Consider the following 25971-nt stretch of genomic DNA (forward strand, 5'->3'; position numbering starts at 1 on the left):
GAATTTACCGTCGGCGCATGCCGGCCCGGTCCCCGCGGCACAGGGGAATACACAAGGAACGAACAATGCGCTTGCTGATTGCCCTGATATTCCCGTGGCTGACCTTTTTCACGATCGGCCGTCCGATCGCCGGCATCATTTGCCTGATCCTGCAAATCACCTTGATCGGCTGGCTGCCAGCGACGATCTGGGCCGTGTACGCGCTGAGCCAGTACAAGACGGACCAGAAGATCGCCGAGGCCATGCGTCGGCGCTAACCGTGTTCTAAGGCTGGCCTAAGCTGCGCTTCCTATCTTGATTCAACCGACATGAGGAGAGTGAGATGGCATCAGACAGACGCGGTACCCTGAGCCTGGCGGCGGCGATGCTGGCCGCCGGGCTGTTGCTGGGAAGTGCGGCGCAGGCCCAAGCCGACAGCGCACTGCCGCCCGTGCAAAAGAGCGGGGCGGTGGAATACCTGAGCGGCGGCATCGGCCTCGACGAGTCGACGGCCATCCAGAGCGCCAGCCGGCATTGGCCTTTGAGCCTGGTGTTTTCCGTGCAGGCGGCGGGCAAGGCGGAATTTGCCTCCGACGTGAAGCTGGAAATACGCGACGCCAAGGGCGCGCCGGTGCTGGACGCGACGGCCAGCGGACCGTTCCTGCTGGCGAAACTGGCGCCAGGCAGCTACAGCTTGCGCGCCACGCTGGCCGGCAAGACCTTGGAACGCAAGGTGCAGGTCAAGGCGGGATCGTCCGCGCGCGTGGAGCTGGTCTGGCCGGCGGGAACGAATCAGGGCCGGCCTTGATGCCGGGTGACGGCAAGGCGCCTGAACGGGACTTGTCGGCGCGGGGTTTGTCGGCGCATATCCTGCCCACCTCGGCGACGATGGTCGGCGTGTGCATGACGGTGCTGTCGCTCGGGCACCTGGCGCCGCGCGGCGAGGTGCGCGTGGCCATCGACAAGCTGCTCGCCGTTGATGCCATCGTCTTTCTCGTCAGCGCCGTGCTCTCGTTCATGTCGCTGCGCCCCGGCCAATCGCGCTTGCGCTACGAATGGTGGGGTGAGCTGCTGTTCATCTGCGGCCTGGCCCTGCTGGCGCTGGGCGCCGTGGTCCTGGCCTTCGTCATCAACTGACCCAGGCCAGTTGACAGCGAATCAGCTGACCGCGAGCACGCGTCCTTCGGCGCTACTTTGCAGCGCCAGTTCGATCAGGCGTATCGTCGCCGCAGCGTCTTCCGCCGCCACGGGCGCCGGTGCGTCGTTGCGGATGGCGTCGGCCATGCCCTGGTAAAAGTCCTGGTAGCGGCCCGCCTGCATCTCGAGGTGTTCGCAATGCCCGTCCGGCTGCGCGCCCAGGTGCAGCGCGCCGCGCACGGGGTCAGCACCCCAGCCGGGCTGGTCCGGCCTGCCGCCCGCCTTCAGGGCGTCTTCCTGCGGGTCGAGGCCGAACTTCACGAAACTGCCCTTGTCTCCGTGCACGGCGAAGCGCGCCGTCGGCGCCTTCACCAGGCAGCCTGCTTGCAGCACCACGCGCAGCCGGTCGTAGTACAGGACGATGTGCATGTAGTCGACGGCTTGCGCGCCATCGCGCTGCAGGGCGATATCGGCGTATAGCTTTTCCGGCATGCCGAACAGCTGCATGGCCTGGTCCAGCATGTGCGGACCCAGGTCGTACAGCAGGCCGCCGCCGGGTGCGTTCGACTCGCGCCAGCGCTGGCGGATCTCGGGGCGGAAACGGTCGAAGTGCGATTCGACGCTGGCGATGCGCCCCAGGGTGCCTTTTGCCAGCAGCGCTTTCAGAGTCAGGAAGTCGCCATCCCAGCGCCGGTTGTGATACACGCTGAGCACCAGCTTGCGTTCTTTCGCCAGCGCGATCAGGCTCTGCGCTTCAACGCTGGAAATGGTGAAGGGCTTGTCGACCACCACGTGCTTGCCCGCCTGCAGGGCCGCTTGCGCCAGGCTGAAATGGGCCTCGTTGGGCGCGGCGATGACGACCAGTTCGATCGACGGGTCGGCAAACAGCTGCGCCGCGTCCGCATAGACGGTGGCGTGCGGCCAATCCTTGTGCACGAGTTCAGGTTTGCTGGAGGCGACGGCGGCCAGTTCCAGGGCATCGATGGTGGAGAGCACGGGAGCGTGGAAGGTGGAGCCGGCGAAGCCGTAGCCGACCAGGCCGGTTTTAATTTTTTTCATGGCAAATAATTAAAATTATTGGATATGCTTTTCAAAGTATATCATTTCCACTGTTCTTGTACTGAATTGATAAAAATCATATTATTTAATTTTTGTCAAATCCGTTCTGTGATTTTTTTGACTGACTATGGTAATGTTTTAAAATTATTTAATGGATTTATCCGACTTTTGACGTTGATATTGGGAACTTTATGATTTTTTGTCTGGCTTTGTATTTCATTTATGCTGTTAGTCTAATGATGACTAGTCTTGCACTTTTTAAGTTAAGTCCATCAATGATTCAATGGATTGATAGAATACAAAGTTCAACAAAGAATGGTTTGATAGATGTGGCACAACTCTCTGATGCGGATGCATTGAAAGGATTTAAAAATTACTTCTTAGGAGGCGCCTTTTTTTCTTTCATTCTTTACGTTTTTTTCGATAAAATTGATTTTAAAACAGCCAAACAGGTATCTGTCATTACATTTTTGATGTTTTTTTATACAGCAGGATCCATAGGTGCTTGGGCGTATAAACGAACTGAAATATTTGAAAAATTTATTTCTGATACTAAACGTGATGTAGGGAGGGCGGTAAAGTATATTGCTGCATTTTTTGTTATTTTGAATGTGGCTTTCATTTCCTATTGTTATTTCTTAAGCATCAATGAGCTGTCAAGTATTCCTATGTTTATGGTATATTCTTTTCTTGCAGTCGTCGTTGTTGTTTTTAGCAGTGATAACTGCTAACACGCTTTCTGTGTTTTTTATATTCGCACCTGCACTTGCTGCAATTGCATATCTTCGTGGGATTATATTTTCCGCAAAAATTGTTTTGATTGTCGGTAAAGATAATTTTTTTAATTTTCTGGTTTTTTATGGAATATTTTTTACACTTTATCTTGCTTTTTTGAGTTTGCCAAATCTTAGATCTGTATTTTCCTTTGTCCCAATTATTTGTCAATAATTCATCTTGCGCATATGATGATCGTGAGCATTATTTGATTAATGAAATAGTATATCTTCCAATAAAAAAGACGCCGCGGCGTCTTTTTTATTGGATTTTGGAACGGGGGAGCTTACCCCGCCAGCTTGGCCTTCAGCAGTTCCGTCAGCTGGGCCGGGTTGGCCTTGCCCTTGGACGCTTTCATGGCCTGGCCGATCAGCGCGTTGATGGCCGCTTCCTTGCCGGCGCGGTACTGTTCCACCGACTTGGCGTTCGCCGCCAGCACTTCATCGACGATGGACGCCAAGGCACCGCTATCCGAGATTTGCTTCAGACCCTTGGCATCGATGATGGCGTCGACCAGATTCTCGTCGCTGGACTTGGCTTCCCACATGCCGGCGAAGACTTCCTTCGCCGCCTTGTTCGAGATCGTGCCGTCGGCGATGCGCTTGAGCATGGCGGCCAGCTGTGCGGCCGAGACGGGCGCGTCGTCCAGGTCCACGCCTTCGCGGTTCAGGGTCGACGAGACGTCGCCCATCAGCCAGTTGGCGGCGGCCTTGGCGTTTTCCTTGCCAGCCTTGTCCACCACGGCGACGAAATAGGTGGCCATGGCTTTCGACTGCGTCAGCACCAGCGCATCGTAGTCCGGCAGCGCGTATTCGCTGATGAAGCGGGCACGCATGGCGGCCGGCAGTTCCGGCATCGAGGCCTTGACCGTGGCGATCCACTCGGGCGAGATGACCAGCGGCGGCAGGTCAGGGTCCGGGAAGTAGCGGTAATCCTGGGCGTCTTCCTTGCTGCGCATTTCGCGTGTTTCCTTGCGGTCCGGATCGTACAGGCGCGTCGCCTGCACGACCTTGCCGCCGTCTTCGATCAGTTCGATCTGGCGGCGCACTTCGACGTGCACGGCTTCTTCGATGAAGCGGAAGGAGTTCAGGTTCTTGATCTCGCAGCGGGTGCCAAATTCCTTCTGGCCGACTGGACGCACGGAAACGTTGACGTCGCAGCGGAACGAGCCTTCCTGCATGTTGCCGTCGCAAACGCCCAGCCACATGACCAGCGAGTGCAGTGCCTTGGCATAGGCCACAGCTTCGGCGGCGCTGCGGATTTCCGGCTCCGAAACGATTTCCAGCAGCGGCGTGCCGGCGCGGTTCAAGTCGATGCCGCTCATGCCCGCATAGTCTTCGTGCAGCGATTTGCCGGCGTCTTCTTCCAGGTGGGCGCGTGTCAGGTTGACCGTCTTGGTGACGAATTCGCCATCCTTTTCGTAGCCGAAGGTCAGGGCGCCGCCGATGACGACGGGGTCTTCGAACTGGCTGATCTGGTAACCCTTGGGCGAATCCGGATAAAAATAGTTTTTGCGCGCGAAGACCGAGTGCGGCGCCACGGTGGCGCCGACGGCCAGGCCGAAGCGGATCGCGCGGTCGACGGCCTGCTTGTTCATCACCGGCAGCACGCCTGGCAGCGCCAGGTCGACGGGGCTCGCTTGCGTGTTGGCTTCGGCGCCGTACTTGATCGGCGAACCGCTGAAAATTTTGGATTCGGTCGTGAGCTGCACGTGGTTCTCAAGACCGATGACGACTTCCCATTGCATAGTGTTCTCGCTTATTTTTTGGTGGCGCCGCTAGCCGCGGCGCAAATCTGTTCTTGGTCTGCTCTTAAACGCCGGCAGGGCTGCGCGTATGCCAGTCCGTCACTTGCTGGAACTGGTGGGCCACGTTCAGCAATTTGGCTTCGCCAAAATAATTGCCGATGATTTGCAGGCCGACGGGGCGCTTGCCATTCTTGTCTCCGGCGCCGAAACCGCACGGTATCGACATGCCGGGCAGACCGGCCAGGCTGGTCGACAGGGTGTAGATGTCGGCCAGGTAGTTCGCCACCGGGTCGTCCGTCTTGTCGCCCAGGTCCCAGGCGACGGTCGGCGCGACGGGGCCCATGATGACGTCGCATACGGCGTTCGGGCCATTCAGCACGGCTTCGAAATCCTGCGCGATCAGGCGGCGGATCTTTTGCGCCTTCAGGTAGTAGGCGTCGTAGTAGCCGTGGCACAGCACATAGGTGCCGACCATGATGCGGCGCTGCACTTCCGGGCCGAAGCCCTGCGCGCGCGACTTCTTGTACATGTCCTGCAAGTCCTTGTACTCGGCGGCGCGGTGGCCGTAGCGCACGCCATCGTAGCGCGACAGGTTCGACGACGCTTCGGCCGGGGCGATCATGTAATAGGCGGGAATCGACAGGGCCGTATTCGGCAGCGAGATGTCGACCAGGGTGGCGCCCAGCTTTTCATACTGCGCCAGCGCGCCGCGCACGGCCGCTTCCACGTCCTTGGCCAGGCCCTCGCCGAAATACTCGCGCGGCACGCCGATGCGCAAGCCCGTGAGGGGGGCATCCAGGTTGCGCGAAAAATCTTCCGCCACGCCGCCCTGTTCCGGCGACAGGCTGGTCGAATCGCGTTCGTCGAAGCCGGCCATGGCGCTCAAGAGCAGGGCGCAGTCCTCGGCCGAGCGGGCCATCGGGCCACCCTGGTCCAGCGACGAGGCGAAGGCGATCATGCCGAAGCGCGAGACGCGGCCGTAGGTCGGCTTGATGCCGGTGATGCCGCAAAACGCGGCCGGCTGGCGGATCGAGCCGCCCGTGTCGGTGCCGGTGGCCGCCGGCGTCAGGCCGGCGGCGACGGCGGCGGCCGAGCCGCCCGAGGAGCCGCCCGGCACGGCGGTGTTGTCCCACGGATTGCGCACGGCGCCGAAGGCCGAGTTCTCGTTGCCGGAACCCATGGCGAATTCATCGCAATTGACCTTGCCCAGGGTGACCATGCCGGCCGCCAGGAATTTTTCCACCACGGTGGCGTCAAACGGGCTGGCGTAGTTGGCCAGCATTTTCGAGCCGGCCGTCGTGCGCCAGCCTTGGGTGACGAACAGGTCCTTGTGCGCGATCGGCACGCCCGTCAATGGCGTGGCCGTGCCGGCGGCGATGCGTGCATCCGCTGCGGCAGCTTGCGCCAGGGTCAGGGCACGGTCAACGTGCAAAAAGGCGTTCGAGTTGTCCGCTTCGATGCGGTCGAGGAAATGCGTCGCCAGGGCAACGGCGGAAATTTCCTTGTTCTGCAAAAGCGTGGACAGCTGTTTGATGGATTTTGTATGCATGGCGTTTCTATTTGATTTTATTCGGCGGAAGACGAGCGTACTCAGCGAGAACGCGAAAGATGCTTATTCGATCACTTTTGGCACGAGGTAGAGTCCGTCCTGTACCTTTGGCGCCACGGCCTGGTAGGCGTCGCGGCGATTCTGTTCCGTGGCGACGTCCTCGCGCAGGCGCAGGGCGATATTGTCCATGTGGGCGGCCAGCGGATGGCTCAGGGGCGCCACGCCATCGGTATTGACGGCTTGCATTTGCTCGGCCAGTGCAAAAATCTTGTTCAATTGGGACAATGACGTGACGGCCTGATCGTCGGCCATTTCGAGTTGTGCCAGGTGGGCGATGCGTTTTACGTCGGAGAGTGTCAGGGACATGGCGAATGGCGCGGAGTGCCGCGCATTAGTATTAAGTTGGCGTTTTGATAAAACGCGAGTATTTACTGCTATTTTGCTCACAAAAATCGAGGAATGCCGCGTAACTCGCGGCTGCAAGAGTCGCACTTTTCCATGGTTTTTGAGCAAATCGCATTCAAATTATAAGGTAGAATGGCGGGTTAATGCGTTGTCGGCGCTGATGGACTGCTGCCGCAGCATAGAAAAGATTGCGCAAGCGCCAAGCGAAACCCGGGAAAATCGCCTTCATGGATTTTCAGGGTGCCTGAAAGCGCCCGCTTTGAAACTCCCCATAAACAGCTTTTGCGCAGCTCGATGCGCTACAGGACACTCATGTTTGGTTTTTTACGCAGGTATATCTCCACCGATCTGGCCATTGACTTGGGCACGGCCAACACCCTTATTTATGTACGCGGCCTCGGTATCGTCCTGGACGAGCCATCCGTTGTCGCCATCCGCCAGGAAGGCGGTCCGAATGGCAAGAAGACCATTCAGGCAGTCGGCAAGGAAGCCAAGCAGATGCTGGGCAAGGTGCCGGGCAATATCGAAGCGATTCGTCCGATGAAAGATGGCGTGATCGCCGACTTCACCGTGACCGAGCAGATGCTCAAGCAATTCATCCGCATGGTGCACGACTCGAAATTCTTCCGCCCATCGCCGCGCATCATCATTTGCGTGCCGTGCGGTTCGACCCAGGTCGAGCGCCGCGCCATCCGCGAATCGGCCCTGGGCGCCGGCGCCTCGCAGGTGTACCTGATCGAAGAACCGATGGCTGCGGCCATCGGCGCGGGCTTGCCCGTGTCGGAAGCGACCGGCTCGATGGTGGTCGACATCGGCGGCGGCACCACCGAAGTGGGCATCATTTCGCTGGGCGGCATGGTCTACAAGGGTTCCGTGCGCGTGGGCGGCGACAAGTTCGATGAAGCCATCGTCAACTACATCCGCCGCAACTACGGCATGCTGATCGGCGAACAGACGGCTGAAGCCATCAAGAAGGCCATCGGTTCGGCTTTCCCTGGTTCGGAAGTGAAGGAAATGGAAGTCAAGGGCCGCAACCTGTCCGAAGGCATCCCGCGCTCGTTCACCATCTCCAGCAACGAGATCCTCGAAGCGCTGACCGACCCGCTGAACAACATCGTCTCGGCCGTGAAGAACGCGCTGGAACAGACGCCGCCGGAACTGGGCGCAGACATCGCCGAAAAAGGCATGATGCTGACGGGCGGCGGCGCACTGCTGCGCGACCTGGACCGCCTGCTGATGGAGGAAACCGGCCTGCCGGTGCTGGTGGCCGAGGACCCGCTCACCTGCGTGGTGCGCGGTTCCGGGATGGCACTGGAACGTATGGACAAGCTCGGCTCGATCTTCTCCTACGAATAATCTGATCAACGGGCCGGAGAGCGGGTCTCCGGCTTTGGTTTTGGCGCCGGCGTCTGACCGGGGCCTGCACGTTGGCGCACTGCGCCTGGCCTGATTATTGGAAGTCATGGAATACAGTCCTCCGCCACTTTTCAAACAAGGCGCCTCCGCCCGCGTCAAGATGATGGTGTTCGCCGGCATTTCTATCGCCCTGCTGCTGGTCGATTCGCGCATGCACGCGCTGACGGCCGTGCGCCAGGCAGTCGGCACCGTGCTGTATCCGGTGCAGATGGCGGCCCTGGTGCCGCGCGACGTGGCGCTTGGTGTCGGCAATTACTTCTCTTCGCTGTCCGCCCTGGAAAAACAGGTGCGCGACCTGAAGCACGAACAGATCGCCTCGGCGCAGATCATGCAGCAGGCGCAGCTTAACATCGTTGAAAACAACCATTTACGCAAGCTGATGGAAGCGCGCGAGCGCGTCCCCGTCAAGACCATGATGGCCGAAGTGCTGTATGACACGCGCGACTCGGCCACGCGCAAGATCGTGCTGGACCGGGGCATTCAGCATGGCGTCGAACTGGGCCGCCCCGTGATCGACAACCTGGGCGTGGTCGGGCAAGTCACGCGCGTGTTCCCGTTTACCTCCGAAGTGACCCTCTTGACCGATGAAGAACAGGCCATTCCCGTGCAGCTGCTGCGCAATGGCGTGCGCAGCGTGGCCATCGGCCGCGGCAAGTCCGGCACCATGGAGCTGCGTTTCACGGCCCCCAGCGCCGACATCCAGATCGGCGATATCGTCATTACCTCGGGCCTCGACGGCCTGTACCCGGCCGGCCTGGCCGTGGCGCGCGTGACCCTGGTCGAGCGCAATGCGCATGGCCCGTTCGGCCGTGTCGTGTGCCAGCCGCTGGCCGGCATCGAACGCAACACCCAGCTGCTCATCTTGATGACGTCGCCGGAGATTCCACCGCGCCCGCCCGCTGAAGACGTCAAGACGGGCCGCAAGATCGCCGGAAAGATGGCGCCGATCAAGGACCCGGCCAAGGAACCCGCCGCCGCCGCGACAGCACCGGCCGCCCATGCGGCCGCCGCACCTGCCGCGAAACCGCCGGCTGGCACCGCACCGGCGCCGAAGCCGGCGACGCCGGTACCTGCGCCCGCACCTGCCGCCGTGCCACCGAAGGAAGCGACACGATGAACCGCCCGCATTACATCCTGCTGCCGGTCAGCCCCCTGTTCATCGGTTTTTCCCTGCTGTGCGCTTTTCTGCTGAACCTGCTGCCATGGGGGCAGTTCGTCGGCGTGCCTGATTTCGTTGCCCTGGTGCTGGTCTTCTGGGGCATCCACCAGCCGCGCAAGGTCGGCATCGGCGTGGCGTTCTTCATGGGCCTGATGATGGACGTGCACGATTCGACCCTGCTGGGCGAGAATGCGCTGGCCTACACCTTGCTGTCGTACTTCGCCATCATGATGCACCGCCGCGTGCTGTGGTTCCCCATCCTGACGCAGGCGCTGCACGTGCTGCCGCTGCTGCTGCTGACGCAGGCGCTGCAATTGCTGACGCGGCTGATCGTCTCGGGCCGCTTCCCCGGCTGGCTCAATTTCATCGAGAGCTTCGTCGCCGTTGCCCTGTGGCCGATCGTCACGTGGATCCTGCTGGCGCCGCAGCGCCGCGCCGTGGACCGCGACCATAACCGGCCGATCTGACGAGCGCCTGCCATGACTGAACTCAAGAACACCGAGCGCGAACTGCATTTTTTCCGCATGCGCCTGACCATCCTGGGCGCGCTCGTCTTCGTCTGCTTTTCGCTGCTGCTGGCGCGCTTCATCTGGCTGCAGGTGATCAAGCACGAGGACTATGCGACCAAGGCCGAGGACAACCGCATCGCCGTGGTGCCCATCGTGCCCACGCGCGGCCTGATCCTCGACCGCAACGGCGTGGTATTGGCGCGCAATTACTCGGCCTATACGCTGGAAATCACGCCATCGAAATTGAGCGCCAGCCTCGATTCCGTGATCGACGAGCTGTCGACCCTGGTGCAGATCGACATCAAGGACCGCCGCCGCTTCAAGAAGCTGCTGGAAGAGTCGAAGAACTTCGTCAGCGTGCCGCTGCGCACGCGCCTGACGGACGAGGAAGTGGCGCGCTTCACGGCGCAGCGCTTCCGCTTCCCTGGCGTCGAGGTGCAGGCGCGCCTGTTCCGCCAGTATCCGATGGGCGAAATCGCCTCGCACGTGGTGGGCTTCATCGGCCGCATCAACCGCAATGAAGCCAAGGCGCTGGAAGAGGGCGAGGACGCGGCCAACTACAACGGCACCGACCATATCGGCAAGGAAGGCCTGGAAAAAAGCTACGAGAAGCAGCTGCATGGCACCACCGGCTACGAAGAGGTGGAAGTGTCGGCCGGTGGGCGCGCCATGCGCACCCTGTCGCGCACTGCGGCCACCCCAGGCAATAACCTGATCCTGTCGATCGACATCGAACTGCAAAAAGTGGTCGAGGAAGCGTTCGGCGAATGGCGCGGCGCGGCCGTGGCCATCGACCCGGCCACGGGCGACATCCTCGCCTACGTGTCCAAGCCAGGCTACGACCCGAACCTGTTCGTCGACGGCATCGACCAGCAAAGCTGGAACGAACTCAATACTTCGCTGGACCGGCCGATGGTCAACCGTCCCCTGTCCGGCACCTACGCGCCCGGCTCGACCTTCAAGCCCTTCATGGCGCTGGCCGCGCTCGAATTGGGCAAGCGCACGCCGAGCCAGTCGATTTCCGACCCCGGTTTCTTTATCCTCGGCGGCCATACCTTCCGCGACGACAAGGTGGGCGGCCATGGCACGGTGGACATGCACAAGTCCATCGTCGTCTCGTGCAACACCTATTACTATCAACTGGGGCGCGACATGGGCATCGACGCCATCCACGACTTCATGAAGCCGTTCGGTTTCGGCCAGCTGACGGGCATCGACCTGAATAACGAAAAGACGGGCGTGCTGCCGTCGACGGAATGGAAGCGCAACCGCTTCAAGACGCCGCAGCAGAAGAAATGGGTGGGCGGCGACACGATTTCGGTGAGTAACGGCTCCGGCTACAATTCCTACACGCCGCTGCAGATCGCCCACGCGACGGCCAACCTGGCCAACAACGGCGTGGTGATGAAACCGCATCTGGTGAAGATCATCGAAGACGCCGCCACGCGCGCGCGCACGCTGACGGTGCCCAAGGAAAGCTACCGCATCGCGCTCAAGCAGGAAAACATCGACACCATCAAGCGCGCCATGGTGGGCGTGACCAGCGAGCAGGGCGGCACGGCCGCGCGCATCTTCACCGGCGTGCAGTACACGGTGGGCGGCAAGACGGGGACGGCGCAGGTGGTGGGCATCAAGAAAAACGAGAAGTACAATGCCAAGCTGCTGGCCGAACGCCTGCGCGACAACGCCCTGTTCACGGCCTTCGCGCCGGCCGACAAGCCGCGCATCGCGATTGCCATCGTGGTGGAAAACGCGGGCTTCGGCGCCGGCGTGGCCGCGCCGATCGCGCGCAAGGCGCTCGACTACTACCTGCTGGGCAAGCGTCCGAGCGACAAGGAAAAGGACACCACCAAGGTGCCCAAGGAAGATGTCGACGAAGTGCGCACCCTGGAAGAAATCACGGACGAGCAAGCAGCCCCGACGGCACCTGCCAGACAATAAGGAAGCACATGCCCATTAACGAGAGGCGCTCGCTGTGGCGGCGCGCCAAACCCTATCTGGCGGTGTTCGATCCGCCGCTGATGATCATCATCCTGATGCTGCTCAGCACCAGTTTGCTGACCCTGTATTCGGCCAGCATCGGCATCCCCGGCAAGATCGAAGACCATTTGCGCAACATCCTGCTGTGCTTTTTCGTCATGTGGTTGGCGGCCAATGTCACGCCGCAGATGATGATGCGCATCGCCGTGCCCGCCTATACGGTGTCGGTGATCCTGCTGGTGGCCGTGGCGCTGTTCGGCACCATCAAGCTCGGTGCGCGGCGCTGGCTGCATATCGGCGTGATCGACATCCAGCCCTCCGAATTCCTGAAGATCGCCACACCGCTGATGCTGGCCTGGTTCTTCCAGCACAATGCGGGCGCCCTGCGCTGGAAATCGTTCCTGATGGCGGCCGTGCTGTTGCTGGCGCCCGTCTACCTGATCGCGCGCCAGCCCGACCTGGGCACGGCGCTGCTGGTGGTGGCGGCCGGCTTTACCGTCATCTTCCTGGCCGGCCTGTCGTGGAAGGTGCTGGCCGGCTTGCTGATCACCTTTGTTTCCTGCCTGCCGATCGCCTGGTCGCACCTGCATGATTATCAGCGCGACCGCGTGATGATGCTGATCGACCCGACCAAGGACCCGCTGGGCAAGGGTTTCCATATCATCCAGTCCATCATCGCCATCGGTTCCGGCGGCATGACAGGCAAGGGCTGGACGCACGGCACGCAAGCCCACCTGGAGTTTGTTCCGGAACGCACGACCGATTTTATTTTTGCCGTATATTCCGAGGAATTCGGCCTGGTCGGTAACTTGATCTTGATGCTGATGTATTTGCTGCTGGTGGGACGGGGGCTGATGATCGCCGCCAACGCCCCCAGTTTTTTCACTCGCCTGCTGGCAGGAGCGATCACTATGATTTTCTTTACTTACGCCTTCGTCAACATGGGCATGGTCAGCGGCATCGTGCCGGTGGTCGGCGTCCCCTTGCCATTCCTCAGCTATGGCGGCACCGCGCTGCTGACCCTGGGCGTGGCCACCGGTATCCTGATGAGCATTCAGCGCCACCGCAAGCTGGTGCAGACCTGATGCGCGCGCCTTTCGATACCTTCGCCATGCGCGGGCTGAGCCTGACGGTCTTGCTGACCCTGGCCGCTTGCGGCACCACGCCGCACAAGCCCGCATCGAATAACGTGCCGCTGCCATCCGGCGGCAAGGTCAAGGTGCCCGTACGCCAGGATCCCACCCTGCCGGTATTGCCGGCGGCCGGTTCCGGGCGCGGCGGCTACTACAAGGACGATGGCCCCGGCGACAATCCGCCGGCCAACCTGCGCGACGTGCCCGACGCGGAAGTGCGCAACGAGCCGTATTCGACGCGTTCGAACCGCCCGTATGTTGTTTTCGGCAAGACGTACACGCCGATCACCGACAATGAACCATTCAAGCAGAAGGGCACGGGCACCTGGTATGGCAAGAAATTCCATGGCCAGCGCACCTCGTCGGGTGAAATCTACGATATGTACAAGATGACGGCGGCCCATCCCACCTTGCCGATTCCGTCGTATGCGCGCGTGACGAGCATCGACAGCGGCGAGCAGGTGATCGTGCGCATCAATGACCGCGGTCCCTTTCACGCCACGCGCGTCATCGACGTGTCCTATACGGCGGCGCTGAAGCTGGGCTTCCTGGGCAAGGGCAGCCACCAGGTGGTGGTCGAGCGGCTGCTGCCGGCCGATATCGACGCCATCCTGGCGGCCCGCGCGGCGCCCAAGCCGGTGCCTTCCGTGGTGGCCATCTCCATCGATACGCCCGTGGAGACGGGCGCCGTGGCGCAGCCGGAAGTGTCGACGCAGATGCTGCCCGTCGATGCGACGGTGGCCATGCCGGCCCCGGAGGCGCTGGCCAGCGGCTTCTATCTGCAGCTGGGCGCCTACTCGCGCGCCGACAATGCGGAATCGGGACGTTCGCGCCTGGCGCCATACGCGGCAGCCCTGGGGACCCTGGGCGTGGTGCAGGCCGGGAACCTGTTCCGCCTTTACGGCGGACCATTCTCCAGCCGCGCCGAGGCGGCACGCGCGGCGGCGAATTTGCCGGAATCGACGGGTATCAAGCCGATCGTGATTCAACGATAGTTATTTACAACTACGCAGTTCCTGCTCCGGGAACTGCGCCTTGATTTTCTCCAGACGCGCGCGCGTGGCGGCGTCGAGGTCGCGGAACTGGTAGGCGAGCTGCTTGCTGGCGCTGTAGCGCGGCGCGACGCGGGCGCTGTGCACGCCCTGTTTGTTGAGCGATGCCAGCTGGCTTTGCGCGCTGGTTTCCGACTTGAATACGCCCAGTGAAATGCCCCAGCGCAGCGGGCTACTTTCGTTCATGATGAAGTAATTCGTCACGCCCAGCTGCTTCAATTCGCCGGCCTTGCGGTCGGCGCCTTCCTTGCTGCCCTGCGGCGGGATGTACACCATGTAACTGGAAATGTCCTGGCCGGCCACGTTGCGGCGCGACTGGCGGTCGCCCAGGTCCAGTGCGGCCACTTGCGCTTCGAAGCGGCGCCCGTCGGCCAGCAGGAAATTGCCCACTTCCGTGCAGGCATACGTCGTCGGCGGCGCCGGCACGGTCGCCGCCGGCGTCGCGCCCTCTTCGGCGGCCGGCGGTGCGGCCGGTGCCGTGGCCTGTTCCTGCGTCAGCAAGGTGAGCTTGCCCGCCTGCAGCTGGTTTTTCAGGCGTGCCGGTTCGCGCGTCTCGGTGCGAAAACTGCCCAGATAACCCTGGCCGATGGCCAGCACCAGCAGGTTGACGCCGGCCAGCAGCCAGAAGACGAATTTCAGCATACGTGGTTTCCTTGTGTTCCTGCGGCCCCGGCGCGCGCGACCGCCTGCAAGCCGAGCATGACGATATTGTCGACCAGCTGCAGCGGCACGGCCAGCGCCAGGGCCGGTGCGATGCGCGGTGCGGCGCCGCCCGACAGCAGGCAGGCGCTGGCGCCGTGCATGCGCACGGCCCGTTCGATGGCGCCCGCCTGCGCCGCCAGGCAGCCGGAGAGGATGGCGTCGTCCGTGTTGTCGGCAAAGCCGGCCGGCAGCATGGCGTCGCCGGCGATTTGCGGCAGCTGCGCCGTGTTGCGTGCCAGCGAGCTGGCCATCAATCCCAGTCCCGGCAAGATCATCCCGCCAAGGAAAACGCCATCGGCCGTGATGGCGTCGATGGTGGTGGCGGTGCCGCAATTGGCGACGATGACGGCCTGGCCAGGCGCCAGCGCCTGCGCGCCGATGGCGGCGGCAAAGCGGTCGCAGCCCAGCTGCGACGGCACGCGGTAGCCGTTCGTCAGTCCGGCCAGCCGCGGCAGCGAGACAAAGTCATGCGCCGCCACCGGCAGCATGGCGCGCAGGCGCGTGCCGATGACGGCGCCCGCCACGTTCGACAGCAGCACCTCGCTGATTGCGAGTGTCTTCCACTGCGCGGCCAGCGTATCGATCTGCGCATGCGTGACGGCGCCGCTGGCCAGCCAGACGCCGGCGGCACTGTCGGCGGCCACGAGTGCCCATTTGATGCGCGTATTGCCGGCGTCGATCAGCAGCAGCATGCGCTTACTCCCCGCTCAGGCGCAAGGACACGTCGCCGGACATGATTTCCTGCAGGCCGCCATCGGTGCGCAGCAGCAAACGGCCCAGCTGGTCCACGCCGGCCGCCACGCCTTGCTGCAGCAGCTGGCCGTTGTCGAGGATTTTCACGTGCTGGCCCTGCCACGCATGCAGCGCGTTCCAGCGCTCCGTAAACGGCGCGAAGCCCGTGTCGTCGAATTCTGCCAGCACGCCGGCCAGGCGGCTCAAGAGCGCCGCCACCAGGGTGTTGCGCTCCATCTGCGCCAGCCAGGGCACGGCCGAGACGCTGCGGCCGATCTGTCGTTCCAGCGCATCGGGCATCAGCAGATTGATGCCGCAGCCGATCACGGCCCACACGCCGCCATCGGCCGCCTGCTGCGTCTCGACGAGGATGCCCGCCAGCTTGTGGCCATCCTTGAGCATGTCGTTCGGCCACTTCAGCTGCACCGGCACGCCCAGCGCCGTCATGCTTTCGGCCAGCGCCACGCCGACGGCCAGCGGCAGGCCGACCAGTTGATGCAGCGGCCCCTTGAAGCGCCAGGCCAGCGAGAACATCAGGCTGGCGTCCGGCTGCGACACCCACGGCCGTCCGGCGCGCCCCCGCCCGGCCGTCTGCTGGCCGGCGATGCGCAGGGTAGGGCCGGCCAGGGTGGCGCAGCGCGCCAGCAGGTCGGCGTTGGTCGATCCCGTTTCGTCGACCACTTCGATGGCCACGTGGGAGGCGCCCGTGGCGCAATGGGCGGCGATGGTCGCGCTGTTCAAGTCTGAGTGCTTCGTCATGGTGATCAGTTCAGTTGCGCGCCTTGTGCGGCGCATTCGCGAAGGCCACGTCGTAGACGGCATTGGGCAGTGCGCGCAGCAGCTTGGCGACGACACCCATCTGCCACGGTATCACGCGGTAGCTGTCGCCGTCGGCGATGGCGCGCGCGGCGCGTGCGGCGAATTTATCGGCCGGCATCAGGAAGGGCATGCGGTAGGCGTTGTGGCGCGTCATCGGCGTGTCGATGTAGCCGGGCGTGATGGTGACGACCTTGACGCCGGCCGGTTTCAATTCCAGGCGCAGCGATTCGCAGTAGCTGATGACGGCCGCCTTCGAGGCGCTGTAGGCTTCGGCGCCGGGCAGGCCGCGGATGCCGGCCACGCTGCCGATGCCCACCAGGCGTCCGTTGCCCTGGCTTTTCATGGTGGCGATGAAGGGCGCGAAGGTGGCGACGGTGGCCGTGACGTTGATGGCGATGAGGCGCGCGAAGGCGTCGAGGTCTTCCGCGTGTTCGGTGAGGGTGCCGTAGGACACGCCGGCGCTGGCGATGACGACGTCGATGCCGCCGGCATGGGCGATGAAGTCAGCGGCCGCGTTTTTCAGGGCGGCGTGGTCGCACACGTCGACGGCGTAGGCGCGGTGGCGTTCGGGGTGGGGCAGGGATGCGATCAGTTGCCGCAGGGTGTCGCCGCGACGGGCCAGCAAGCCCAGTTGCGCGCCCTGGCGCGCGTACTGCAGCGCCAGGGCGGCGCCCAGTCCGCTCGACGCGCCCGTGATGAAAACGCGTTGCATCAGGCGATGCCCGGGCGCGCCAGGGAAGTGGCCATGCTTATTTCTTTTCCGCTTTGGCTTTCGCGACCAGCACGTCCATCACCGTTAGCGCCTGGGCGTTCAGCTGCTCTTCGTTCTTGGCCGACTTGCTGCCCTGGTCGGCCTGCGAAGGCGAGGTGATGTAGCGGCCGTCGATGGCGATCATGGGCCAGAACGTGACGTTATAGCCTTGCATCATGGCGTCCGCGCGGCGCACGCGGGCCGAGACGCCCATCGAACGGTAGGTGTCGATGAATTTCTGGCGGTCCACGCCCTGCTTGGCGACGAAGTCGAAGACGGCGTCGTCGGTGTTCAGGCGGTTGCGCTCCACGTGCATGGCGTGGAAGACGCTGGTGTGCAGTTTGTCGACCAGGCCCATGGCTTGCAGGGTGAAGAACAGCCGCTGCTGCGGCGCCACGCTGTCATCGCGCGACACGTGCACGCGCTTGAAGACGATGTTGTCGCCCTGTTTTTTGACCCAGGCCGCCAGTTGCGGCTCGAGCACGTTGCAATGCGGGCAGTAATAGGCGAAGAATTCCGTCACTTCGATTTTCTTGCCCGCTTCCGTCGCCTGCGGTGCAGGCAGGGTTTCGTATTCGACGCCGTTCTTCGGCTCGGCCGGCGAGGCCGACGCCCCGATGGCGATGGTGCACAGGGCGGCGGCGAACAGGATCTTCTTCAGAAAACGCATGCTGGTTCCTTATTTTTGGTTGCGGACGACGGCGACGTCGATACCGTTTTCAGACAGTTTGGTACGCGCGCGGTTCATCGCCTCGAGCTGGTTGAACGGTCCGACGCGCACGCGGTGCAGCACGCCGGCGTCGGTGCTGCGGTCGCTGATGGCCGCTTCGAAGCCGAGCAGCGCCAGTTTGCCGCGCGTGCTTTCGGCGTCCGACATGTCATGGAAGGCGCCGGCCTGCAGATAATAAATCCATTTGTCGCTCGCAGCATCGGCCTTGGCCTCTTTCACGTCGGCCTTGGCTTGCGGCGCGGGTGCCGCCGGCGTTTTCGGCGCCGGTTTGTCCTTCAAGGTACCGATCAATTCCTGCAGCGCGTCCGGCGGCGGCGCCTTCGGCTGCTGCGCGGTGGCGGGCGCGGGCGCCGGTGCGGCCGGCTGCGTCGGCGTGGTGATTTCGCGCGGCTCCTTGGAGAAGTCGCGCGCCGCTTCCTTGGCCGCTTCCTTGTTGCCGTACATCGGCTTGTTCGGGTCGGCGATCTGGCCGGCCGTCGGTTCGGCCGATTTGCCGGCCTTGCCCGATTTGTCGGTGAATGGCGAGGCGCCCTTGGTGATCACCAGGGCGACCACCACGGCGATGCCCAGGCCGATGACCAGGCCGATGATGATGCCGACCAGGGTATTGCCCTGCTGGCGCCGGGTCGAAGAGTAGCGGGAAGCGTGATTCATTGACGGTTTGACCTTCGCGATTACATTTTGTTTGGCGCGGACACGCCGATCAGTGCCAGGCCGTTGCGCAGCACCTGGCGCGCGGCGATGACGAGGGCCAGGCGGGCCAGCTTGACGGCTTCGTCCTCGACCAGCACTTTTTCGGCGAAGTAGAAGCTGTGCAGGTTGGCGGCCAAGTCGCGCAGGTAGAAGGCGACTTGGTGCGGTCCCAGTTCGGCTTGCGCGCGCGCCAGCATTTCCGGGTAGGCGGCCAGGGTCGCCAGCAGGGTCGCCTCGGTCGGCGCCGTCAGTGGGGACAAATCAACGCCGGCAATCGCGCTTGCATCGCCGCCCCAGTTTTCCAGGATGCGGCAGATGCGCGCATGCGCGTACTGCACGTAATAGACCGGGTTTTCATCGGTGGTTTTCAGCGCCACGTCGACGTCGAAGACGAATTCCGTGTCGGCCTTGCGCGAGATCAGGAAGAAGCGCACGGCATCGCGGCCCTTGGCGATGTCGCCGCCGCCCGACCATTCGATCAGGTCGCGCACGGTCACGTAGGAGCCGGCGCGTTTCGAAATTTTCACCTCTTCGCCGTCCTTCATGACGGTGACCATCTTGTGCAGCACGTAGTCGGGGTAGCCTTGCGGGATGCCCATGTCGACCGCTTGCAGGCCGGCGCGCACGCGCGCGATGGTGCCGTGGTGGTCGCTGCCCTGGATATTGATGGCTTGCACGAAGCCGCGCTGCCATTTCACCAGGTGATACGCGACGTCCGGCACGAAATACGTGTAGGTGCCGTCGGTCTTGCGCATGACGCGGTCCTTGTCGTCGCCGAAGTCGGTGGTGCGCAGCCACAGCGCGCCATCCTGCTCGTAGGTGTGGCCCGCCTTGATCAGGGTTTCCACGGCGCTGTTGACCTTGCCGTCCGCGTACAGCGACGATTCCAAGTAGTAATTGTCGAACTTCACGCCAAACGCCTGCAAGTCGATGTCCTGCTCGTTGCGCAGGTAGGTGACGGCGAACGGGCGGATCGAATCGATGTCGTCCACGTTGCCGTTGGCCGTGGCGGGCAAGCCATCGCTGGCCGAGACGGTCTTGCCGGCCTTGAAGTCGTTGGCGATATCGGCGATGTAGTCGCCGTTGTAGGCGGACTCGGGCCATTCGGCGTCGCCCGGCTTGAAGCCGCGCGCGCGCGCCTGCACGGAGTTGGCCAGGGTCTGGATCTGCACGCCCGCGTCGTTATAGTAGAACTCGCGCGTCACTTTGTAGCCTTGCGCGTCGAACAGCGAGGACAGGGCGTCGCCCAGGGCTGCCTGGCGGCCGTGGCCCACATGCAGCGGGCCGGTCGGGTTGGCCGAGACGAATTCCAGGATGACTTGCTTGCCGGCGCCTGCCGTGCTGCGGCCATAGCTGTCGGCCTCGCTCAGGATGGTTTTTACGACGGCCTGCTTGGCGGCGGCGGAGACGCGCACGTTGATGAAGCCGGGACCGGCGATTTCCACTGCCTCGATCAGGCCCTTGCCGGCCGGATTGGCCAGCACGGCGCTGACGATGGTTTGCGCCAGTTCGCGCGGATTCTGTTTCAGCTGCTTGGCCAGCTGCATGGCGATATTGCAGGCGACGTCGCCATGCGATGCGTCGCGTGGTCGCTCGAGCACCACGGTAGGCGCGAGCGAAGTGCCGGCCAGGACGGGAGCGAGGGCGGCCTGGAACAGGGCGATGATTTCTTGTTTCTGTTGGGCGAGCATGAGCAGGATGGCGGCGGAACCGCGTTAAGAATGAATAGAATGAATCAAAAAGCAAAACGGACGGCAAGTACCCAAGCCGCCCAGACTGCCTTAATTATACTGGTTTGCTGCCGGGAACAATACGCCAGCGGGCAGTGTCCCCGTGCCGGCGCGTTTCACGATATTATCGGGACAGCATGCTTATGTTGGTGCATGAAAACATCAGCATGGCGCATTCTGCTTGTATATATGCAGTTTTTTGCCGCAATTTACAGGTATCGCTGCAATCGCTTGGGCCAGAGGGCGCCACAAACGCTACAATCGACCCTTTATTGATGACGCGCGGCCACGCCTTTGCCACCATGCAGCCCGCCGCGCGCAGCCACACCGGATAACTATGAACAAGCGCCCCACGCTGAAATTGAAAACCAAGCCGGCGCCAGGCCAGGCTCCAGCCGCACCGAAATTGCGTCCCAGCTACCATCCCGACCTGAAACCGGTCTTGCAGCCAGGCTTCCAACCCGATTTGCGCGCCGACTCGCTGGCGTTTTGCCTGCTGGGCGCGGCCAATGCCGTGGCGCAAGTGCGCACGGGCACGGCCCTGCCGCAGGCGCTGGCCAAGGTGTTTACGCAATCGAACGCCAGCCCGCAGGCGCGCGGCGCCATCCAGGATATTTCCTACCGCACCATGCGCCAACTGGGCCGCAGCGAAACCCTGGTCGGCCTGATGACGTCGAAGGCGCCCGAGCCGCCGATGCTGGCCGCGCTGCTGTGCTGCGCGCTGTCCTTGATGTCGGCCGAGCCGGGCGAACAGCCGTACGAAGAATTCACGGTGGTCGACCAGGCCGTCACGGTTGCCACCTCGCACCCGGACCTGGCGCACGCCAAGGGCATGGTGAATGCCGTCTTGCGCCGCTTCTTGCGCGAGCGCAAGTCCTTGCTGGAAGCGGCACTGCAGCAACCTTTGGCGCAATGGAATTATCCGCAGTGGTGGATCGACTCGCTGCGCCTGGCTTACCCGCGCGACTGGCAAGCCATTTTGACGGCCGGCAATGCCGTGCCGCCGCTGACCTTGCGCGTGAATCGCCGCAAGAGCACGGTCGAAGCCTACCTGGCCGTGCTGCAGGAGGCAGGCATCGCCGCGCGCCAGGTGGGGCCGTTCGCCGTGCGCCTGGACAAGCCGATCGGCGTGGCGCTGATCCCCGGCTTCGAGCAGGGCGTCGTCTCCGTGCAGGATGCTGGCGCGCAATTGGCCGCGCCCTTGCTCGATTTGCAGGATGGCATGCGTGTGCTGGACGCCTGCGCGGCGCCCGGCGGCAAGACGTGCCACATCCTCGAACTGGCCGACGTGCAAGTGACGGCCATCGACGCGGACGCCAAGCGCCTGCCGCGCATCGCGGAAAACCTCGAGCGCCTGGGTCTGGAAGCCACCCTGAAGGCGCAGGATGCGCAATCGAGCGCATGGTGGGACGGTCAGCAGTACGACCGCATCCTGGCCGACGTGCCGTGCACGGCCTCGGGCATCGTGCGCCGCCATCCCGACATCCGCTGGTTGCGCCGCAAGGGCGACGCGTTCCAACTTGCAACACTTTCCTCCAAAATTCTGGACAACCTGTGGCAGATGCTGCGCCCCGATGGTAAATTGCTATTCGTGACATGTTCATTGTGGCCGCAAGAGTCCGAGGCACAGGCGGCGGCATTTGCGGTACGCAATAACGCGACCCGATTGACAGCGCCTGGCCAACTGTTGCCGACTGGCAGCGCGGAGCAGGACCACGACGGTTTGTTCTATGCGCTCTTCCAAAAAAATGCGGCTTGAGCGATTCGTCGAACCTTTTCTTACGGACACTACTGGCGCACTTGTGACAACACGACTCTTCCGACTCCTGGCCCTGCTGCTGATGCTGGCATGTACCATGCCACGCGCGCATGCCGCCGACATGGTCGAGATCACCCGTGCCTACATCGAGGCTAGCGAAGAGGGTTACAAGCTGGCCGCCACGTATTCCTTCGAGCTCAATCACGACCTCGATGACGCGGTACAGCATGGCGTGCCGCTGTATTTCACGACGGAAATCGAACTGACCCGGCCCCGCTGGTACTGGTTCGATGAAAAAGCCATCGTCGCGCGCCAGACCAGCAAGCTGTCCTACAACGTGCTGACGCGCCAGTATCACGTGTCGGGCGGTGGCTTGCAGCAAAGCTTCCCCACCCTCGACGACGCGCTGTTCCTGATCCGCCGTCCCAGCCGCTGGCTGGTGGCGCGGCGCGGCGAGCTGAAAGTGGGGCAGACGTACAACGTCACCTTGCGCATGGGCATGGACCGCGACTATCTGCCCAAGCCGATACAGGTCAATGCCTTCAATAACAGCGACTGGCGCCTGGCTTCGAATAAAAAAACCTTCTTGTATACGGCGGAGTAGTGAGTCAAGCATTGCGCTATCTGCTGGTGGTGGGCGGCGGCATTGTCAGTATCCTGCTGTTCCTGCTGGCGTCGGCTTCCGACAATTCCGGCTTTTTCGACCGTTACTACACCTGGCTGTTGGGCCTGAATGCGGCCGTGGCCGTGTCCCTGCTGGCGCTGGTGGGCATTTCCCTGGCGCGCCTGTACGCACGCTACAAGAGCGGCAAGTTCGGCTCCAAGCTGATGACGCGCCTGGTGATGCTGTTCGCCGCCGTCGGCATCCTGCCCGGCCTGGTGATTTTCCTTGTGTCAGTGCAATTCGTCTCCCACTCGATCGAATCCTGGTTCAACGTCAAGATCGAAGCGGCGCTGGAATCGGGGATTGAGCTGGGCCGTGCCGGCCTCGACGCGGCCTTGGTCGAGCTCGACCACCGGGGCCACAAGGCCGTCGAAGAACTGGGCGCCGACCCGGTGGCCGGCCCTGCCGTGCTGACCAGCCTGCTGCGCGACGAGGGCATGCAAAATGTCATGCTCGTCAGCGGAGACGGCGTGCTGCTGGCCAGCGCCGGGCCGCATAGCGCGGCCGACTTGCCGACTGCCGCCATGCTGGTGCAGGCGGCCTTGCCGGCCGGCTATGCCTCCGCCGAAGGGGGCCTGGAATTGCACGACGATGGCACGGAGTCGGGCGGCGGCGGTTTCCGCTCGGGCCTGCCGGCGTCTCTGGACTCGGCGGCCAGCCTGCGCCTGCGCGTGCTGGTGGCCGTGCCGGGGCCTTCCGTCTCGCCCCGCTATTTGCAACTGCTGCAATCGGTGCCGCCCAAGCTGGCGACGAATGGCGAAGTGCTGCGCGCCGCCTACAGCGAATACAAGGAACGTTTCGTCGCGCGCGTGGGCTTGCGCAAGATGTACATGGAAATCCTCACCTTGACCCTGCTGCTGGCCATTTTCGGCGCCATCGGCAGCGCTTTCCTGATCGCCAGCAATCTGGCCCAGCCCCTGCTGCTGCTGGCCGAAGGCACGCGCGCCGTGGCCGAGGGCGACTTGTCGCCGCGCCCCATCGTCGCCACCAAGGATGAACTGGGCACCCTGACGCAGTCGTTCAATATCATGACGCGCCAGTTGCTCGATGCGCGCACGGCCGTGGAAAGCAACCGCGCCGCCTTGCAGAACGCCAAGGCCCACCTGGAATCGGTGCTGGCGAACATGTCGGCCGGCGTGATGGTGCTCGACGGCGATTTCAAGCTGGTGACCTGCAATGAGTCGGTCGAGCGCATCCTCCAGCATTCGGGCATGAGCATGGTCGGCCAGCCGCTGGCGCATATTGCCGGAATGGAAGAGTTTGGCGGCGCTATCATCAGCGCTTTCACGGCGCAAAGCGCGCAATCGGCGTCGGGCCGCAGCCAGCAGCGCCTGCACTGGCAGCGGCAGATCGAGATTCCACGCCGCCTGGGCAGCAGTGCCGACGAGCATGACATCACCTTGCTGGCGCGCGGTTCGCGCCTGCCGCTCGAGTCCGGCAGCGGCTACATCGTCGTCTTCGATGATATTTCCGACGTGATTTCCGCGCAGCGCTCGATCGCCTGGGGCGAGGTGGCGCGCCGCCTGGCGCATGAAATCAAGAACCCGCTCACGCCGATCCAGCTGTCGGCCGAGCGCCTGCAGATGAAGCTGGAAGGCAAGCTGGAGCAGCCGGACGCCGACCTGCTCAGCCGCGCCACCACCACCATCGTCAAGCAGGTCGATGCGATGAAGCGCATGGTCGACGACTTCCGCGACTATGCGCGCACGCCGCCGGCCGTGCTCACGCCGCTGCGCTTGAACGAGTTGATCGAAGAGATCCTGAACCTGTACCTGCGCGGCGACGATGGCGACATCATCCACCCGCAACTGGCGCCGAATCTGCCGATGGTGATGGGCGATCCGACCCAGTTGCGCCAGGTGATCCATAACCTGCTGCAGAACGCGCAGGACGCCATGGCCGACTTGCCGCCGGACTCGCCGCATCCGCGGATTGACGTAAGGACGGAAGCAATTCATTATCGCAGTGCGGACGGTGGCGTGAATGTCGCCGTGCGGCTGGCCATCAGCGACAATGGTCCTGGTTTCGCGCCAAAAATCCTGGCGCGCGCCTTCGAGCCGTATGTGACCTCGAAGGCGCGCGGCACGGGCTTGGGCCTGGCGATGGTCAAGAAAATTATCGATGAACACGGCGGACGCATCGATATCGAGAACCGGGTCGACGGCAATGGCGCTTCGGTGGTCATTTTGCTGTTAAAGTTAGCTCCCGACACTCCTGCCCAGGAATTCCTGGCGTGAGGGTCTGGTTTAGTATTTAAAACACTAATAAAATCATAGTTGTCCGCCGTGTACATCTTGTGCGCGACGGCCGGCGAAATGAGGAAGGCAAGACACGAATGGCAAACATACTCGTAGTGGATGATGAAATGGGTATCCGTGAGTTGCTCTCGGAAATTTTGGGCGACGAAGGACATGCTATCCAGCTGGCCGAAAATGCGCAGCAGGCGCGTGAAGCGCGTGCCGCCGGTGCGCCGGATCTGGTATTGCTCGATATCTGGATGCCCGACACCGATGGCGTCACCTTGCTCAAGGAATGGCAGCGCGATGGCTTGCTGACCATGCCGGTGATCATGATGTCGGGCCACGCCACCATCGATACGGCGGTCGAGGCGACGCGCATCGGCGCCATGAATTTCCTGGAAAAACCGATTGCCCTGCAAAAACTGCTGAAGGCAGTCCAGCAAGGCTTGACGCGGGCACAGGAAACCGTGCGAGCGCCGAGCGTGGCGCCGCGTCCCGTGGCCCCGGTGGTGCCCGAGGAAAGCAGCCATCCCGTGCCCAGCTTTGGCGGCAGCGCGCCGCAACAGCTGATGGTGCGCCCAGGCATCGCGGTACCGGCGGTGGCTGAAGGCCATGGCTACAACCTGTCGTTCGACTTGCCCCTGCGCGAGGCGCGCGACGCGTTCGAGCGCATGTATTTCGAACACCACCTGGGACGCGAAGGCGGCAGCATGACCCGCGTGGCGGAAAAAACGGGCCTCGAGCGCACCCATTTGTACCGCAAGCTGAAGCAGCTGGGCGTCGAACCGGGCAAGCTGGCCAAGAAAAGCCTGTGACGGCAGCCGTGCGGCGTCCGACGCCGCTGACCTTGGTCAGCGGTGGACGTGCCGCCGGGCGCGAAGCGGCCATCGCGCAAGCCTTGCCGCCTGGCCAGCCGGTCGCCGTGATCCTCGAGGGCCTCGCCGACGGCAACCCCATGCTGGCCGAACTGGCCGAGCAAGTTTCCCCTTCTCCACCATTTCCATTGCAACTGTTGCGCATCGCGCCCGGTTGCCTGTGCTGCAGCGGCAATCTCGTATTGCGTGTAACATTGAATCGTCTGCTGCGCCATCCACCCGCACACTTGTTCATCAGCCTGGCCGACGCCTCGCACATCGAACAACTGCGCACCTGGCTCACCGCCAGTCCCTACGATGCCCTGCTGGCGCTGCAAGCAGACATGGTGGTTGCCTGACGATTTCCCGTTCGACTCATCGCAAGCGCAGTTTGCATC

Annotated in this window: 26 protein-coding genes; 15 read left to right on the forward strand and 11 right to left on the reverse strand. The window is 62.9% G+C overall.

All coding sequences use genetic code 11. The features are described from left to right. Positions 1–65: 65 nt before the first annotated feature. The 3 genes from GCN78_RS21395 to GCN78_RS21405 all read left to right on the forward strand — a co-directional run bounded on the left by GCN78_RS21395 (position 66) and on the right by GCN78_RS21405 (position 1116). Positions 66–257, forward strand: a complete 192-nt coding sequence (locus GCN78_RS21395; RefSeq protein ID WP_152253502.1) for a YqaE/Pmp3 family membrane protein — start codon at positions 66–68, stop codon at positions 255–257. A gap of 65 nt (positions 258–322) precedes the next feature. Beyond that, positions 323–787 (forward strand): carboxypeptidase-like regulatory domain-containing protein, encoded by a 465-nt coding sequence (locus tag GCN78_RS21400; RefSeq protein ID WP_152253503.1) that lies wholly within the window; start codon positions 323–325, stop codon positions 785–787. Then, entirely contained in the window at positions 787–1116 is a 330-nt protein-coding gene (locus GCN78_RS21405; protein WP_152253616.1) for a hypothetical protein, read from the forward strand. The genes GCN78_RS21400 and GCN78_RS21405 overlap by 1 nt, the downstream gene beginning before the upstream one ends. Before the next feature lie 21 nt (positions 1117–1137). On the opposite strand, the gene GCN78_RS21410 is transcribed toward GCN78_RS21405, so the two are convergent. Continuing rightward, positions 1138–2175 carry an oxidoreductase gene (locus GCN78_RS21410; RefSeq protein WP_152253504.1) on the reverse strand — a complete coding sequence of 346 codons (1038 nt, stop codon included), beginning with the start codon at positions 2173–2175 and terminating at the stop codon, positions 1138–1140. A gap of 236 nt (positions 2176–2411) precedes the next feature. Between GCN78_RS21410 and GCN78_RS21415 the strand changes: the two genes are divergently transcribed. Continuing rightward, positions 2412–2906, forward strand: a complete 495-nt coding sequence (locus GCN78_RS21415; protein ID WP_152253505.1) for a hypothetical protein — start codon at positions 2412–2414, stop codon at positions 2904–2906. Between the two features lie 329 nt (positions 2907–3235). Here the strand turns inward: GCN78_RS21415 and gatB are convergent, their stop codons facing one another. The 3 genes from gatB to gatC form a co-directional block, all read right to left on the reverse strand. Beyond that, the gene (gene gatB, locus GCN78_RS21420; protein ID WP_226939771.1) at positions 3236–4711 is read right to left on the reverse strand and encodes an Asp-tRNA(Asn)/Glu-tRNA(Gln) amidotransferase subunit GatB; all 1476 of its coding nucleotides are present in this window, start codon (positions 4709–4711) and stop codon (positions 3236–3238) included. Positions 4712–4760: 49 nt separating this feature from the next. Next, positions 4761–6245, reverse strand: coding sequence for an Asp-tRNA(Asn)/Glu-tRNA(Gln) amidotransferase subunit GatA (gene gatA / locus GCN78_RS21425; RefSeq protein ID WP_152253507.1), 1485 nt, complete (start codon positions 6243–6245; stop codon positions 4761–4763). 63 nt (positions 6246–6308) lie between these two features. After that, positions 6309–6611, reverse strand: a complete 303-nt coding sequence (gatC, locus tag GCN78_RS21430; protein ID WP_152253508.1) for an Asp-tRNA(Asn)/Glu-tRNA(Gln) amidotransferase subunit GatC — start codon at positions 6609–6611, stop codon at positions 6309–6311. A 351-nt stretch (positions 6612–6962) separates the two neighbouring features. Between gatC and GCN78_RS21435 the strand changes: the two genes are divergently transcribed. The 6 genes from GCN78_RS21435 to GCN78_RS21460 all read left to right on the forward strand — a co-directional run bounded on the left by GCN78_RS21435 (position 6963) and on the right by GCN78_RS21460 (position 13842). After that, entirely contained in the window at positions 6963–8006 is a 1044-nt protein-coding gene (locus GCN78_RS21435) for a rod shape-determining protein (protein ID WP_010393186.1), read from the forward strand. Positions 8007–8112: 106 nt separating this feature from the next. After that, positions 8113–9183 carry a rod shape-determining protein MreC gene (gene mreC / locus GCN78_RS21440; RefSeq protein ID WP_152253509.1) on the forward strand — a complete coding sequence of 357 codons (1071 nt, stop codon included), beginning with the start codon at positions 8113–8115 and terminating at the stop codon, positions 9181–9183. Next, positions 9180–9692 (forward strand): rod shape-determining protein MreD, encoded by a 513-nt coding sequence (gene mreD, locus GCN78_RS21445; protein ID WP_099379984.1) that lies wholly within the window; start codon positions 9180–9182, stop codon positions 9690–9692. Before mreC ends, mreD begins: the two co-directional genes overlap by 4 nt. Positions 9693–9704: 12 nt before the next feature. After that, complete coding sequence (gene mrdA / locus GCN78_RS21450; RefSeq protein WP_152253510.1) at positions 9705–11675, forward strand: penicillin-binding protein 2; 1971 nt, start codon at positions 9705–9707, stop codon at positions 11673–11675. Positions 11676–11683: 8 nt separating this feature from the next. Further along, positions 11684–12799 carry a rod shape-determining protein RodA gene (gene rodA, locus GCN78_RS21455; RefSeq protein ID WP_152253511.1) on the forward strand — a complete coding sequence of 372 codons (1116 nt, stop codon included), beginning with the start codon at positions 11684–11686 and terminating at the stop codon, positions 12797–12799. After that, positions 12799–13842, forward strand: coding sequence for a septal ring lytic transglycosylase RlpA family protein (locus GCN78_RS21460; protein WP_152253512.1), 1044 nt, complete (start codon positions 12799–12801; stop codon positions 13840–13842). The genes rodA and GCN78_RS21460 overlap by 1 nt, the downstream gene beginning before the upstream one ends. Here the strand turns inward: GCN78_RS21460 and GCN78_RS21465 are convergent, their stop codons facing one another. Genes GCN78_RS21465 through argS form a run of 7 tightly spaced genes read right to left on the reverse strand, consistent with a single transcriptional unit; the run spans position 13843 to position 20017 of the window. Further along, the gene (locus tag GCN78_RS21465) at positions 13843–14541 is read right to left on the reverse strand and encodes an SPOR domain-containing protein (protein WP_152253513.1); all 699 of its coding nucleotides are present in this window, start codon (positions 14539–14541) and stop codon (positions 13843–13845) included. Then, the gene (locus GCN78_RS21470) at positions 14535–15293 is read right to left on the reverse strand and encodes a type III pantothenate kinase (RefSeq protein WP_152253514.1); all 759 of its coding nucleotides are present in this window, start codon (positions 15291–15293) and stop codon (positions 14535–14537) included. Before GCN78_RS21470 ends, GCN78_RS21465 begins: the two co-directional genes overlap by 7 nt. A 4-nt stretch (positions 15294–15297) precedes the next feature. Next, positions 15298–16092, reverse strand: coding sequence for a biotin--[acetyl-CoA-carboxylase] ligase (locus GCN78_RS21475; protein ID WP_152253515.1), 795 nt, complete (start codon positions 16090–16092; stop codon positions 15298–15300). Positions 16093–16102: 10 nt separating this feature from the next. Then, the gene (locus GCN78_RS21480) at positions 16103–16864 is read right to left on the reverse strand and encodes an SDR family oxidoreductase (protein ID WP_152253516.1); all 762 of its coding nucleotides are present in this window, start codon (positions 16862–16864) and stop codon (positions 16103–16105) included. A 37-nt stretch (positions 16865–16901) separates the two neighbouring features. Further along, positions 16902–17573 (reverse strand): thiol:disulfide interchange protein DsbA/DsbL, encoded by a 672-nt coding sequence (locus tag GCN78_RS21485; protein ID WP_152253517.1) that lies wholly within the window; start codon positions 17571–17573, stop codon positions 16902–16904. 9 nt (positions 17574–17582) lie between these two features. Then, complete coding sequence (locus GCN78_RS21490; RefSeq protein ID WP_152253518.1) at positions 17583–18287, reverse strand: SPOR domain-containing protein; 705 nt, start codon at positions 18285–18287, stop codon at positions 17583–17585. Positions 18288–18307: 20 nt separating this feature from the next. Beyond that, complete coding sequence (gene argS, locus GCN78_RS21495) at positions 18308–20017, reverse strand: arginine--tRNA ligase (RefSeq protein ID WP_152253519.1); 1710 nt, start codon at positions 20015–20017, stop codon at positions 18308–18310. 376 nt (positions 20018–20393) lie between these two features. On the opposite strand from argS, the gene rsmB reads away from it, so the two are divergent. The 5 genes from rsmB to GCN78_RS21520 all read left to right on the forward strand — a co-directional run bounded on the left by rsmB (position 20394) and on the right by GCN78_RS21520 (position 25932). After that, positions 20394–21815 carry a 16S rRNA (cytosine(967)-C(5))-methyltransferase RsmB gene (rsmB, locus tag GCN78_RS21500; protein ID WP_152253520.1) on the forward strand — a complete coding sequence of 474 codons (1422 nt, stop codon included), beginning with the start codon at positions 20394–20396 and terminating at the stop codon, positions 21813–21815. Positions 21816–21912: 97 nt separating this feature from the next. After that, on the forward strand, positions 21913–22419 hold the full coding sequence (locus tag GCN78_RS21505) for a DUF4390 domain-containing protein (protein WP_226939765.1): 507 nt from the start codon (positions 21913–21915) through the stop codon (positions 22417–22419). Beyond that, a complete protein-coding gene (locus tag GCN78_RS21510; protein ID WP_152253522.1) occupies positions 22419–24716 on the forward strand; it encodes a sensor histidine kinase in 2298 nt (765 codons plus the stop codon). The genes GCN78_RS21505 and GCN78_RS21510 overlap by 1 nt, the downstream gene beginning before the upstream one ends. 98 nt (positions 24717–24814) lie before the next feature. Then, entirely contained in the window at positions 24815–25534 is a 720-nt protein-coding gene (locus GCN78_RS21515; RefSeq protein WP_152253523.1) for a response regulator, read from the forward strand. Next, on the forward strand, positions 25531–25932 hold the full coding sequence (locus tag GCN78_RS21520; RefSeq protein ID WP_152253524.1) for a CobW family GTP-binding protein: 402 nt from the start codon (positions 25531–25533) through the stop codon (positions 25930–25932). Before GCN78_RS21515 ends, GCN78_RS21520 begins: the two co-directional genes overlap by 4 nt. Positions 25933–25971: the final 39 nt, after the last annotated feature.

This window comes from Janthinobacterium rivuli (assembly GCF_009208735.1).
In the GTDB taxonomy this organism is placed as follows: domain Bacteria; phylum Pseudomonadota; class Gammaproteobacteria; order Burkholderiales; family Burkholderiaceae_D; genus Janthinobacterium.

Coding starts and splice junctions, on each gene's coding strand:
- GCN78_RS21400 (WP_152253503.1), top strand. CDS start 323: ATGGCATCAGACAGACGCGGTACCCTGAGCCTGGCGGCGGCGATGCTG.
- GCN78_RS21470 (WP_152253514.1), bottom strand. CDS start 15,293: ATGCTGCTGCTGATCGACGCCGGCAATACGCGCATCAAATGGGCACTC.
- GCN78_RS21405 (WP_152253616.1), top strand. CDS start 787: ATGCCGGGTGACGGCAAGGCGCCTGAACGGGACTTGTCGGCGCGGGGT.
- mrdA (WP_152253510.1), top strand. CDS start 9,705: ATGACTGAACTCAAGAACACCGAGCGCGAACTGCATTTTTTCCGCATG.
- mreD (WP_099379984.1), top strand. CDS start 9,180: ATGAACCGCCCGCATTACATCCTGCTGCCGGTCAGCCCCCTGTTCATC.
- GCN78_RS21435 (WP_010393186.1), top strand. CDS start 6,963: ATGTTTGGTTTTTTACGCAGGTATATCTCCACCGATCTGGCCATTGAC.
- gatC (WP_152253508.1), bottom strand. CDS start 6,611: ATGTCCCTGACACTCTCCGACGTAAAACGCATCGCCCACCTGGCACAA.
- GCN78_RS21465 (WP_152253513.1), bottom strand. CDS start 14,541: ATGCTGAAATTCGTCTTCTGGCTGCTGGCCGGCGTCAACCTGCTGGTG.
- rsmB (WP_152253520.1), top strand. CDS start 20,394: ATGAACAAGCGCCCCACGCTGAAATTGAAAACCAAGCCGGCGCCAGGC.
- GCN78_RS21395 (WP_152253502.1), top strand. CDS start 66: ATGCGCTTGCTGATTGCCCTGATATTCCCGTGGCTGACCTTTTTCACG.
- GCN78_RS21515 (WP_152253523.1), top strand. CDS start 24,815: ATGGCAAACATACTCGTAGTGGATGATGAAATGGGTATCCGTGAGTTG.
- GCN78_RS21460 (WP_152253512.1), top strand. CDS start 12,799: ATGCGCGCGCCTTTCGATACCTTCGCCATGCGCGGGCTGAGCCTGACG.
- rodA (WP_152253511.1), top strand. CDS start 11,684: ATGCCCATTAACGAGAGGCGCTCGCTGTGGCGGCGCGCCAAACCCTAT.
- gatA (WP_152253507.1), bottom strand. CDS start 6,245: ATGCATACAAAATCCATCAAACAGCTGTCCACGCTTTTGCAGAACAAG.
- GCN78_RS21485 (WP_152253517.1), bottom strand. CDS start 17,573: ATGCGTTTTCTGAAGAAGATCCTGTTCGCCGCCGCCCTGTGCACCATC.
- GCN78_RS21410 (WP_152253504.1), bottom strand. CDS start 2,175: ATGAAAAAAATTAAAACCGGCCTGGTCGGCTACGGCTTCGCCGGCTCC.
- GCN78_RS21490 (WP_152253518.1), bottom strand. CDS start 18,287: ATGAATCACGCTTCCCGCTACTCTTCGACCCGGCGCCAGCAGGGCAAT.
- mreC (WP_152253509.1), top strand. CDS start 8,113: ATGGAATACAGTCCTCCGCCACTTTTCAAACAAGGCGCCTCCGCCCGC.
- GCN78_RS21415 (WP_152253505.1), top strand. CDS start 2,412: ATGATGACTAGTCTTGCACTTTTTAAGTTAAGTCCATCAATGATTCAA.
- GCN78_RS21505 (WP_226939765.1), top strand. CDS start 21,913: ATGCCACGCGCGCATGCCGCCGACATGGTCGAGATCACCCGTGCCTAC.
- GCN78_RS21480 (WP_152253516.1), bottom strand. CDS start 16,864: ATGCAACGCGTTTTCATCACGGGCGCGTCGAGCGGACTGGGCGCCGCC.
- GCN78_RS21475 (WP_152253515.1), bottom strand. CDS start 16,092: ATGACGAAGCACTCAGACTTGAACAGCGCGACCATCGCCGCCCATTGC.
- argS (WP_152253519.1), bottom strand. CDS start 20,017: ATGCTCGCCCAACAGAAACAAGAAATCATCGCCCTGTTCCAGGCCGCC.